The sequence below is a fragment of the Haloarcula sp. MBLA0138 genome (assembly GCF_055632455.1).
On sequence record NZ_CM145746.1, the window covers coordinates 1,155,053 to 1,166,928 of the forward strand.

The 11,876-nt window shown below is 69.3% G+C and carries 8 protein-coding genes; 5 read left to right on the forward strand and 3 right to left on the reverse strand.

The window, feature by feature from the left end; translation table 11 throughout:
• The first annotated feature begins 59 nt into the window (after window positions 1-59).
• Both pyk and ACV7JO_RS06130 read left to right on the forward strand, forming a co-directional pair.
• Window positions 60-1,817 (forward strand): pyruvate kinase, encoded by a 1,758-nt coding sequence (pyk, locus tag ACV7JO_RS06125; RefSeq protein ID WP_470355456.1) that lies wholly within the window; start codon window positions 60-62, stop codon window positions 1,815-1,817.
• A 58-nt stretch (window positions 1,818-1,875) separates the two neighbouring features.
• The gene (locus ACV7JO_RS06130) at window positions 1,876-2,847 is read left to right on the forward strand and encodes an ROK family protein (RefSeq protein ID WP_470355457.1); all 972 of its coding nucleotides are present in this window, start codon (window positions 1,876-1,878) and stop codon (window positions 2,845-2,847) included.
• 24 nt (window positions 2,848-2,871) lie between these two features.
• Here ACV7JO_RS06130 and ACV7JO_RS06135 read toward each other — a convergent pair whose 3' ends face one another.
• From ACV7JO_RS06135 to glpK, 3 genes are read right to left on the reverse strand one after another with little or no spacing between them, the layout of a single operon-like run.
• Complete coding sequence (locus ACV7JO_RS06135; RefSeq protein WP_470355458.1) at window positions 2,872-4,047, reverse strand: Cdc6/Cdc18 family protein; 1,176 nt, start codon at window positions 4,045-4,047, stop codon at window positions 2,872-2,874.
• Between the two features lie 56 nt (window positions 4,048-4,103).
• Window positions 4,104-5,228: a DUF7973 family transport facilitator gene (locus ACV7JO_RS06140; RefSeq protein WP_470355459.1), complete on the reverse strand. Its 1,125-nt coding sequence runs from the start codon at window positions 5,226-5,228 to the stop codon at window positions 4,104-4,106.
• Between the two features lie 3 nt (window positions 5,229-5,231).
• A complete protein-coding gene (gene glpK / locus ACV7JO_RS06145; RefSeq protein ID WP_470355460.1) occupies window positions 5,232-6,764 on the reverse strand; it encodes a glycerol kinase GlpK in 1,533 nt (510 codons plus the stop codon).
• A gap of 727 nt (window positions 6,765-7,491) precedes the next feature.
• On the opposite strand from glpK, the gene glpA reads away from it, so the two are divergent.
• From glpA to ACV7JO_RS06160, 3 genes are read left to right on the forward strand one after another with little or no spacing between them, the layout of a single operon-like run.
• Window positions 7,492-9,219: an anaerobic glycerol-3-phosphate dehydrogenase subunit GlpA gene (glpA, locus tag ACV7JO_RS06150; protein WP_470355461.1), complete on the forward strand. Its 1,728-nt coding sequence runs from the start codon at window positions 7,492-7,494 to the stop codon at window positions 9,217-9,219.
• Window positions 9,209-10,483 (forward strand): glycerol-3-phosphate dehydrogenase subunit GlpB, encoded by a 1,275-nt coding sequence (gene glpB, locus ACV7JO_RS06155; protein WP_470355462.1) that lies wholly within the window; start codon window positions 9,209-9,211, stop codon window positions 10,481-10,483. Before glpA ends, glpB begins: the two co-directional genes overlap by 11 nt.
• Window positions 10,480-11,871, forward strand: coding sequence for an anaerobic glycerol-3-phosphate dehydrogenase subunit C (locus tag ACV7JO_RS06160; RefSeq protein WP_470355463.1), 1,392 nt, complete (start codon window positions 10,480-10,482; stop codon window positions 11,869-11,871). The genes glpB and ACV7JO_RS06160 overlap by 4 nt, the downstream gene beginning before the upstream one ends.
• The last annotated feature ends 5 nt before the right edge of the window (window positions 11,872-11,876 follow it).

Genomic DNA, 11,876 nt, shown 5'->3' on the forward strand with positions numbered 1-11,876 from the left:
GACGCGTATGATTCGCCGCAGTAGTCGACAGTTGCCGGTATCCGCCGGAGGGTGCGCCGATGCGTAGCGCGAAGATAGTCTGTACGCTGGGGCCGGCCAGCGAGTCAGTCGACCGGATAGCCGCCCTCGCGGAGGCCGGGATGTCGGTCGCCCGGCTGAACGCCAGCCACGGCTCGCCCGAACACCGCCGCGAAATGATAGACCGCATCCGTAGAGTCGACGAGACGGTCGACCAGCCGGTCGCGGCGATGCTCGACATGCCCGGGCCGGAGGTCCGGACGGCCCCCATCGAAGCGCCCATACAGCTCGAAGAGGGGACGACGGTCCAGTTCGTCGTCGGGGACGAGGCGACGCCGACCGAAATCGGCCTCTCACAGTCCATCTCCGCGGTCGTCCCGGGTGACCGCGTGCTGCTCGACGACGGCCGCATCGAGACGACCGTCGAGGGTGTCGACGGCGAGACGGTGACGGCCCGCGTCGAGAACGGCGGTGAACTCGGCGCGCGCAAGGGCGTCAACGTCCCCGGCGTGGAGTTGGACCTCCCGACGATAACCGAGAACGACGAGCGGGAACTCGACGTGGCCGCCGAGAAGGAGCCGGACTTCGTGGCGGCGTCGTTCGTCCGCTCGGGCGACGACATCTACGAGATAAACCAAGCGCTCGACGAGCGGGGCGTCGACATCCCCGTCATCGCCAAGATAGAGCGCTCCGGGGCCGTCGAGAACCTCGACTCCATCATCGAAGAGGCCTACGGCGTGATGGTCGCCCGCGGCGACCTCGGCGTCGAGTGTCCGCTCGAAGACGTCCCCATCATCCAGAAGCGCATCATCCGCAAGTGCCATCAGGCGGGCGTGCCGGTCATCACGGCCACGGAGATGCTGGACTCGATGGTCCACTCCCGGCGGCCGACCCGCGCGGAGGCCTCCGACGTGGCCAACGCCGTCCTCGACGGGACCGACGCCGTGATGCTGTCGGGGGAGACAGCCATCGGCGACCACCCGACCCGCGTCGTCGAGACGATGGACCGCATCGTCCGCGACGTGGAGGAAAGCGACGAGTACGCCGAGTCCCGCGAGCAGCGGGTCCCCAACGCGGGCGACACCCGGACCGACGCCTTGGCCCGGTCGGCCCGCTTTCTCGCCCGCGACATCGGCGCGTCCGCGGTCGTCGCCGCCTCCGAGTCCGGCTACACCGCGCTCAAGGCCGCGAAGTACCGCCCCTCCATCCCCATCGTCGCAGCCACGCCCAAGGAGGGCGTCAGACGAAAGCTCGCTCTCTCGTGGGGAATCAAGCCCGTGACGACGACGTACACGAGCGACGGAGCCGACGCCATCATCCAGACCTCTGTGCAGGCGGCCCTCGACACGAAGGCCGCCGACGGCGGCGATACCGTCGTCGTCCTCTCGGGGATGATGACCGAACTGGAGGGGCTCAACACCGCCAACATGCTGAAGGTCCACGTCGCCGCCGAAACCCTCGTCAGCGGCCGGTCGGTCGTCAGCGGCCTCGTCACCGGACCGGTCTACCGCGCACCCGACGGGGACGTGACCGACCTCCCCGACGACGCGGTCGTCGCCGTGCCCGAGGGCTTCGACGGGGAGTTCGTCGGCGACACCACCTCCATCGCGGGCATCATCGACGGCCATCAGGGCGTGACCAGCTACGCCGCCATCGTGGCCCGGGAGCTGTCCATCCCGATGGTCTCCGACGCCGTCCTCCCCGACGACGTGACCGACGGCGCGACGGTCACGCTCGACGCCGAGCGGGGCGTCCTCTACGAGGAGGCCGTTGGCCGCGAGCGGCTGGACCGGGACTGAAGTTTCCCGGCCGTGAATATGTGCAGTTAAGTATCGGAGGGGCGACCCTACACCCAACATGGGCGCATACGCTGGGGTCGACCTCGGCGCGACACACATCCGGGCCGTCATCGGCGACGACTCGGGGACGCCGGTGACATCGCACAAGACCGAGACGCCGCGCGGGCCGAACGGCATCGCCGTCACCGAGGCCGTCCTCGACGCCTTGCGGGCGGCCTGTGACGCGGCCGGCGTCGACCCGACCGAGGTCCGGGCCGCCGGCATCGGCTCGTTCGGGCCGATGGACCTCGCCGAGGGCGTCGTCGAGAATCCCGCCAACCTCCCGGACACCATCGACCGCATTCCGCTGACGGGGCCGGTCGAGAACCTCATCGGGAGTGAGACCGTCCACCTCCACAACGACGCCATCGCCGGCGTCATCGGCGAGCGGTTCTACTCCGACCGGAACCCCGACGACATGGTGTATCTCACCATCTCCTCGGGCGTCGGCGCGGGCGTGGCCGTCGACGGCAACATCCTCTCGGGGTGGGACGGCAACGCCGGCGAGGTCGGCCACCTCACCATCGACCCCAACGGGTTCATGACCTGTGGCTGTGGCCACGACGGCCACTGGGAGGCGTACTGCTCGGGCGAGAACATCCCGCGGTACGCGACCCAGCTCCACCGCGAGGACCCCGTCGATACCGCCCTCCCCATCGACGAGCAGGACTTCTCCGCCGCCGACGTGTTCGAACACGCCGGCAGCGACGACTTCGCCTCGTACGTCCTCGACCAAGTGAGCCACTGGAACACCATCGGCGTCGCCAACATGGTCCACTCCTACGCCCCGCTGGTCGTCTACGTCGGCGGTGCCGTCGCGCTCAACAACCCCGAGCAGGTGCTCGACCCCATCCGCGAACGGCTCGACGAGATGGTGATGTCGAACATCCCGGACATCCAGTTGACGACGCTGGGCGACGACGTGGTCGTCCGCGGCGCGCTCGCGTCGGCGCTGACCGGCGGGACTGGCGACCCGGCCCACCTCTCGTAGGGCGGCGACCCCGGCCCGCCGGCGCTACGTCCCGGCGTCGTAGAGAATCCGGAACGCCGTCGGCGGGAACCGGGGGACGACACGGCTGGGCGGTCGCCCCTGCCCGCCACGGGGCTCGGCCTCGACGCGCTCGACGACGCCGACCTCGGCCATCTCGTAGAGGAAGCGCTTGACCGTCCCCGGCGAGAGGTCGACCGCGGTGTCGGCGGCGATGGCCTCCGTGGTGGCAGTGACCGACGAGCGGTCGTCGGCGTCCAAGTCGACCAGTTCACGGAGGACCGCCTGTCGGTTCGTCGGCAACGCGAGGACCCGCCCCAGCGACACGCAGGGGTCGGGAACCTCCTCGATGGCCGCCTCGACGTCGGCCTCGGTGATGCGCGCGCGGCCGGTCCGCTCGGCGCGGTTGGCCGCCACGAGCAACGCGGTGAGAGCGTCGTGGGCGTCGCCGTCGGCCCAATCGGCGATGTGGCGGGCCAGCCCGTGGTCGAGCGCGCGCTGGGCCAGTCCGTCGGAGGCCCGCGTCATCAACACGTCGACCAGCATCTGCCGGCGGTACGGGTCGACGCCGATGAACGCGTCCGTCCGCCCGGCCAGCGCCGTCTCGTCGGGGGCACTCCGGCCGACGGCGAGCAGGCTGACGTTGTTCGGGAGCCCGTCGAGCATCTCGACGAGGTCGGCCGCGGCGATGCTGCCGGCCTCGTCGACGTGGTCGACGGCGGCGACGACGCCGGTCTGACTGCCGCCCAACCGCTCGCGGACACGGGTCCGCAGGGTGTCGGTCCCGACGCCGTGTTCGGGAACGGCCTCGTCGACGAGGCCGTCGAGGACGGCGTGGTAAAAGGCGAACTCGCTCGTGTGCTCGCGGCCGTCGACGTAGACGAACGCCGGCGAGGCCGGCGACTGGGCCCGCGTTGACGTGTGGATGACCGAACGGCGCTCGGTGGGCAGGCGCGCGAGGTGGTCGACCAGCGCGGTCACGACGGCGGACTTGCCCGCGCCGGCGGGGCCGTGGACGTAGCCGTCGACCGGTAGCTCACCGTCGAAGACCGGGTCGAAGTGGTCGAGCAACCGCTCTAGCACGGGACCGCGGTCGGCCGGCTCGTCGATGTGTGTGACCGGCGAGAGCGCGTTGTAATCCTGCACGAGCCGCGGTTCGCTGTCCCGGCGCTGTCGTCGCTTGATTCGCGCTTCGATATCCATCGTTCGGTGTCGAGATAATCGGTAATAGCCCGGTCGGTAAATAAAACGTTATCTCCTCACAGGAGCCCCAGCGTGGGGACCCACGAGGCGCTGCCGAAGACGCCGGCGATGGCGAGGACGGCGACGGTCAGCGTCGCCAACACGATGGCCGCCGCGGGCGGGTCGAAGTGGGTGTCCGAGTGCGCGTAGAAGGTCCGCTGGACGACTTCGCCCAGCAGTGCGCCGTAGACACCGAAGAGACCGCCCACCAGCAGGGCGACGACGGCCGCCGTCGTGCCGGCCGCGGGCGCGCCGCCGAAGACGGCGAGCGACGCGGTGCTGGCCGGGAGCGTGATGTGGTGGGTCACCGGTATCTTCTCGACCCCGAGGTTGAGGAAGGTCAGGCTCGCGGCCGAGATGCCGAACCCGAGGAACGCGCTCCCGGTCTTGAGCGCTATCCAGCCACCCAGCAGACCGGCGACCAGCCCTATCATGGCGACGTTGGCCCACTTGTACTGGTGGGGGAGCCACGGCTCGACGGCCAGTCGGTAGGAGCCGGCGGTGCCGCCGTCGGTCACGACCTCGCCGCCGTCCGTGGCGGCGCGCTTCTCGCCGTCCTCGAAGGGGGACATGTCGAGGATGTTGCGGCTGCCGGCCCCGACGAGCGGGTAGCCGAAGACGAGTCGGTGGGCGACCGCCGAGAGGACGACGCCCAGCGCGATGGGGTCCCACGGCAGCGCGAGGCCGCCCGAGACTTGGCGGACGAGCATCCCGAAGATGCCGAACAGGCCGCCGACCGCGAGGATGTCCGGACGGGTGCCCAGCGCGTAGGCGATGTCCTTGGCGACGTGGTAGTCGCCGTCGTCGGGCTCGTACATGCCGTCGGCCTTGGCCGCGTAGGCCGCCGCGGCCGCGCCGCCGGCGAAGGAGACGTGGGGGCCGAAGACGGGACCGAAGGCGATGGCACCGGTCACGCCCGTCGAGAGCGCGCCGGTACCGAGTTCGCCGACCTCCGCAACGAGGCTGCCACGGAGGATTGCGACCGCCTGCCCGGCGATGACCATGAAGCCGGTGAAACAGAACGCCGGCAGCGCGCCGAGGGCCGCGCCGAACGCGCCGCCAGCGAAGGCGGCGACGAGCAACAGGAGGAACTCGGGGACGCCGAGGCCGATGACCGGAATCTGGAGGACGAGGTCGTACACGAGTCAGTCCTCCTGTGCCCAGTCCAGCGAGCGCTCGACGGCGTCGTCCCAGCGGCCGTACATCGCGTCGGCCTCGCCACTGTCCATCTCGGGGGCGAACTCGCGGTCGACCTGCCAGTTGTCGCGCAGTTCGTCGACGGAGTCCCAGTAGCCGACGGCCAGCCCGGCGGCGTAGGCCGAGCCCAGCGCGGTGGTCTCGTCGACTTCCGGCCGGGCGATGTCGGTCTGGATGATGTCGGACTGGAGCTGACAGAGGAAGTTGTTCTTGACAGCGCCGCCGTCGACACGCAGCGTCGTCGTCTCGACGCCGGAGTCGGCCTCCATGGCCTCGGCGATGTCGCGGGTCTGGTAGGCGATGGACTCCAGCGTCGCGCGGACGATGTGTTCTTTCCGGGTGCCGCGGGTCATCCCGACGATGGTCCCGCGTGCGCGCCCGTCCCAGTGGGGCGCGCCGAGGCCGGTGAACGCGGGCACCATGTAGACGCCGTCGGTCGAGTCGACCGAGCGGGCCAGTTCCGCCGTCTGGGCGGCGTTGTTGATGAGGTCCACGTCTTCGAGCCACTCGATTGCGGCCCCGGTGATGAAGATAGAGCCCTCCAGCGCGTACTGGACCGGCTCGCCGGACAACTGGAAGCCGATAGTCGTCAGGAGCCCGTGGTCTGACGCGACTGCCTCGCTCCCGGTGTTCATCAGGTAGAACGAGCCGGTGCCGTAGGTGTTCTTCGCGTCGCCCTCGTCGAAGCAGGTCTGGCCGAACAGCGCGGCCTGCTGGTCGCCCAACGCGCCGGCGACGGGGACCGCCTCGCCGAGGAAGCCGTCGGGGTCGGTGTGGCCGTAGAAGTCCTCGTCGGAGGACGGACGGACCTCCGGGACCATCGCGGCCGGGACGCCGAACTCCTCCAACAGGTCGGCGTCCCACTCCAAGTCCTCGATGTTGTACAGCATCGTCCGGGAGGCGTTCGAGACGTCCGTGATGTGGTTGCCCGTGAGGTTGTAGATGAGCCACGCGTCGATGGTCCCCATCAGGAGTTCCCCCGCCGCGGCCCGGTCGCGCAGGTCCTCCGCGCGGGCGCTTTGCATCTTCAGCGGCTCGGCGTTGTCCAGAATCCACTCGGTCTTCGTCGCCGAGAAGTAGGCGTCACACTCCAGCCCGGTCTTCTCGCGTATCTCCCCGACCTTGCCCTGCTCCTGTAGCTCCTCGACGCGGTCGGTCGTCCGGCGGTCCTGCCAGACGAGGGCGTTGTGGACCGGCTTGCCCGTCTCCGCGTCCCACACGACTGTCGTCTCGCGCTGGTTCGTGATGCCCAGCGCCTCCAGTTGGCTCGCGTCCAACCCGGCGTCGTCTAGCCCGGTCGTCACGACCGACTTCGTGTTCTCCCATATCTCGACGGGGTCGTGCTCGACCCAGCCGGGTTCCGGGTATATCTGTTCGTGTTTCTCGTAGGCGTTGGCGACGACCTGCCCGCTGTGGTCGAATACCATGAAGCGAGTGCCGGTCGTCCCCTGATCGATTGCGCCGACGTACGTGTCTGCCATTGTTGTGTGCTCCGTGACGGCGGATGTTTACCTGAGACACCGCCTTGTCGATAAACAATATAGTGAATCATTATAAAGATTACTGCCGGAGACTACAGGCGAATAAAGAACCCCAAGCGTGGCTACGACGCCCTGAATGTCCCGATATCGGTCGTTTCCGGTCTCATAGAGTGAGCCCAGCGCGGTCGGCGGTGACGATATCGACGGTGTCGCTTCCACCTACGGACTCCGCAGTGATAGTACGGAGGGGCCGATGGAGTCCGTCCACACCTCACGGGACACCACCGCGTGCGTGAGCGGGACTCCCGAGACAACCGACGGGGACCGCACAGCGCCTCTGGCGCGTTGCTTCCGGGTCCGCGAGTCGGGAGTCGACGGGGACCGAGCCGAAAGCAGTTCGTCGGCCGGCCAGCAGCGACCCGCCGAAGGTGAGGCCCGACCGGGCAGTTCCAATATTATCAGTAAAGCCCAAGCGGTGGTACCGAAACACTGCCGCCAGTAGAGGCCGCCGCTCCGGGTCTACGCGGAGGTATCTACCGCCATTGCGGCCGATAAACGGGTTTTGGCGAATCGCTCCGGTCTCCGGAGCCGTCGCGGCCGGCGCTGCGGAGAACGTGTGTCACGAAGTACCGCCCCACCAGTCACACACGATTACCTGTTAAATTTACTGTCGAATCCCCTTCCGTCGGTAAAATAAAGTGGATGGACGCCAAAGCACCGGTAGTAGATGGCATCGACACCACACATCGCCGTCGTCGGCGGCGGGTCGACCGGGGCCGGCATCGCCCGCGACCTCGCTATGCGGGGCCTCGACGTGACCCTGTTGGAACAAGGCAATCTCACGCACGGGACGACCGGGCGGATGCACGGCCTGCTCCACAGCGGCGGGCGGTACGCGGTCTCCGACCGAGCCAGCGCGAGGGAGTGCATCGAGGAGAACCGCGTCCTCCGGGACATCGCCGGCCACTGCGTCGAGATGACCGGCGGCCTGTTCGTGAAACGTCCCGAAGACTCCGAAGAGTACTTCCAAGAGAAGTTGGCTGGCTGTGAGGCGTGTGGCATCCCCGCCGAGGTCCTCTCGGGCGAGGAGGCCCGGGCGATGGAGCCACACCTCGCCGCCGACGTCGACAAGGCGATTTCGGTCCCCGACGGGGCGGTCGACCCGTTCCGACTGGTCGTCGCCAACGCCGCCAGCGCGGAGGAACACGGTGCCCGCATCGAGACCCACTCGACGGTGACCGACCTCCTCGTCGATGGCGACGAGGTAGTGGGCGTCGAAGTCGAACACGACTCCGGCCCGGGCAAGCGCGTCCACGGGGTCGAGGGCGGCCGCGAGGAGCTACACGCCGACTACGTCGTCAACGCGACGGGCGCGTGGGCGGGCCGCATCGGCGACATGGCCGGCGTCGACATCGAAGTCCGTCCCTCGAAGGGCGTGATGACCATCATGAACGTCCGGCAGGTCGACACGGTCATCAACCGCTGTCGCCCGAAAGGCGACGCCGACATCGTCGTCCCCCACGAGACGACGGCCATCCTCGGAACGACCGACGAGGAGGTCTCGGACCCCGAGGACTACCCCGAGGAAGGGTGGGAGGTCGACATGATGATAGATACGCTCTCGGAGCTGATACCGATGCTGTCGGAGGCCCGGACCATCCGCTCGTTCTGGGGCGTGCGCCCGCTGTACGAGCCCCCGGAGGTCGGCAGCGACGACCCGACGGACATCACGCGGGACTACTTCCTGTTGGACCACGACGAACGGGACGGTCTGGGCGGGCTGACGAGCATCGTCGGCGGGAAGTTCACCACCTACCGGATGATGGGCGAGGAGATAAGCGACCACGTCTGTGCCAAGCTCGGCGTCGACGCCGACTGCCGGACCGCCGACGTGCCCCTGCCCGGCAGCGAGGACTTCAGCCTCCTGCGGGACTACATGGACGAATTCGGCCTGCGCTCGCCCATCGGCCGCCGGAGCGTCGAACGGCTGGGTTCGCGGGCCGAGGAGGTGCTGAAGACCGACGGGCCCAACCCGACGGTCTGCGAGTGCGAGGGCGTCACCCGCGCCGAGGTACGCGACGCAATCGAGGCGTCCGGCTCGGACCTCAACGCGGTCCGCATCCGCACCCGCGCCTCGATGGGCAACTGTCAGGGCGGTTTCTGTGCTCACCGGCTGGCGAGCGAACTGCACGACGCCTACGACGAGTCCGTCGTCCGGCGGTCGTGGGACGAACTGTTACAGGAGCGCTGGAAGGGCCAGCGCCACGCCCTGTGGGGCCAACAGCTCTCGCAGGCGGCGCTGAACTACGCGCTGCACGCGGCCACGCAGAACCGCGACCGGGACCCGGCCGACGGCGACCCGGTGGCGTTCGCGGCCTTCGACGACGGGACCGAACGACGCGACGCCCCGCCGGGCGGCGACGTGGCGGCCGACGGGGGGCGACATGGCGATTGAGTCGGACGTGCTCGTCGTCGGCGGCGGCCTCGCCGGCCTGACGAGCGCCGTCGCCGCCGCCCGCGCAGGGGTCGACGTACGCCTGCTGTCGTACAAGCAGAGCACGCTCCGGCAGGCATCGGGGCTGGTCGACGTGCTGGGCTACGGCCCCGACGGCGACGGGCCGCTCACCGACCCCTTCGACGCGATTCCGACCCTCCCGGACCGACACCCCTACCGGGCCGTCGGCGTGGCGGGCGTCCGCGAAGCGCTGTCGGCGTTCGACGACGCCGTGTCCCACTACGCGGGCGACCACACCGAGACGAACGCCCTGTTGCCGACCCACGGCGGGACGGTCAAGCCGACCGCGCGGTACCCCGAGGGGGCCGCTGCCGGCCTCGCGAGCGACACCCGCGACGCCCTGCTGGTCGGCTTCGAGTCCGGGGTCGATTTCGACGCCGCCCACGTCGCGGCCCACCTGCGGGCCACGGGCGTCCCCTTCGACGTGCGCGGCGTCACCGTCCGGTTCCCCGGCGACCTCCGGGCGGACGCGAAGGTGACCCGCTACGCGAAGTTGCTGGACCGGAACGGCGAGGTGGCCGTCGACGGCCGGACTGTCGGGGCCCGCGACGCCTTGGCCGACGCCGTCGACGACCACCTCGGCGACGAACGGCGAGTGGGGTTCCCGGCGGTCCTCGGCGACGACGACCCCGGAGCGGTGCGGGCCGCGCTCTCCGAGCGGTTGGGCGTCGACGTGTTCGAGGTGCCGACGGGACCGCCCTCGCTGCCCGGGCTCCGGCTCGAAGACGCGCTGTTCGCGGCGCTGGACGCGGCGGGGGGCAACTACGAGACGGGCAATCCCGTCGTCGACTACGAGGGCGGGGACCGCGTCGAGCGCGTCGTGGTCGAGAAGAACGGCTCCGCGGTCCCCTACGCGGCCGACCAGTTCGTCCTCGCCACCGGCGGCCTCGTGGGCAAGGGCGTCGAGTCCGACCGCGAGTCCGTCTACGAGCCGATATTCGACTGTCACGTCGCCCACGACGACGACCGCTACGAGTGGTTCGACAGCGACGCCTTCGGGGACCACCCGTTCGCCCGCTTCGGCGTCCGCACCGACGGGGACCTCCGACCGCTGGACGCCGGCGGCGGGACAGAGTTCTCGAACCTCAGGGCCGCCGGCTCGGTGCTGGGGGGCTACGACTTCGCGGCCGAGAAGTCCGGCAGCGGCGTCTCGATAGCGACCGGCCACGCCGCGGGCCGACGCGCCGCGGGGGAGGCACGATGAGCGACGCCGAGGACGCCCGGCCGGACGCGGAGACCGACCGGGAGTTCGCCCCGGCCGAACCCAACACCGGCGAGGGGTTCGAGCCCGTCGACGTCTTCCCCGACAGCGACGACTTCGACCTCCGGCCCGGTGCCGACTCCTGTTACAAGTGCGCCACCTGTGACACCAACTGTCCCGTCGCGGCGGTCGACGACGACTTCCCCGGGCCGAAGTTCCAAGGCCCCGAGCAGTGGCGGCTGAAACGGACCGACGACGACCACGCGGTCGACGACTCCGTCATGTCCTGCTCGAACTGCATGCGGTGCGACGACGCCTGTCCGTCCGGGGTCCCGCTCAGCCAGATGCACAACACCGCCCGCGGCGAGTACGTCAGCGAGCAGATGGACACGCTCTCGGTCGAGTACGTCCGCAACCGAATCCTCGCCAACTACCGGACCTCCGCCGCCATCGCCAGCAAGGTGCCGCGGCTGGCGAACGTCGCGATGAACTTCGGGCCGGCCCGCTGGCTCATGGAGAAGGCCATGGGCATCACCAGCGAGCGGGAGTTCCCCGCGTTCGCCACCGAGACGTTCACCGAGTGGTTCGCCGCCAACGGCGGGGCCGACGGCTCGCGGGAACGGGCCCGCGAGGCCCGAGAGCGCCGGGGCGAACCGGTCGACGCCGAGAAGAAGATAGCGTACTTCCACGGCTGTTACTCGGAGTACAACACCCCCGAGGTCGGGAAGGCGCTCGTCCGCGTCTACGAACACTTCGGCTACGAGGTGGTCGTCCCAGAACAGGGCTGTTCGGGAACCCCGATGTTCGCAAACGGGATGCTCGCGGACGCCCGGCGGGACGCCGAGGTGACCGTCTCCTCTTTCGCCGACCTCGTCGCGGAGGGGTACGACGCCATCGCCTCCTGTACCTCCTGTTCGATGGCGCTCCGGCAGGAGTACCCCGAACTGTTCGACATCGACGGCATCGACGACGTGGCCGAGAACACCTTCGAGTCCATCGAGTACCTCCGCATCCACGAGGACATCCGCGGGGAGCTTCGCGAGGCCGACATCGAGGGCGACCTCGCCCGGGAGTTCGCCTACCACGCGCCGTGTCACGCCCGCAATCAGGGCCTCGACCGGCAAGCCGTCGAACTGTTCCGTGACCTCGACGGCGTCGGCATCGCGGACGTGGGCGACTCCTGTTCGGGCATCTCGGGCACCTACGGCTGGAAAGCAGAGAAGTACGACACCTCGATGGACATCGGCGAAGAGATGTTCGACCACATGGAGCACGCCGAGGGAACGACCGGCATGACCGAGTGTCCGACCTGCTCGATGCAGATGGAACACGGGACCGGCTACGACGTTCGCCACCCGCTCGAACTGGTCGAAGCGGCGCTGGTCGAGTAGTCCGC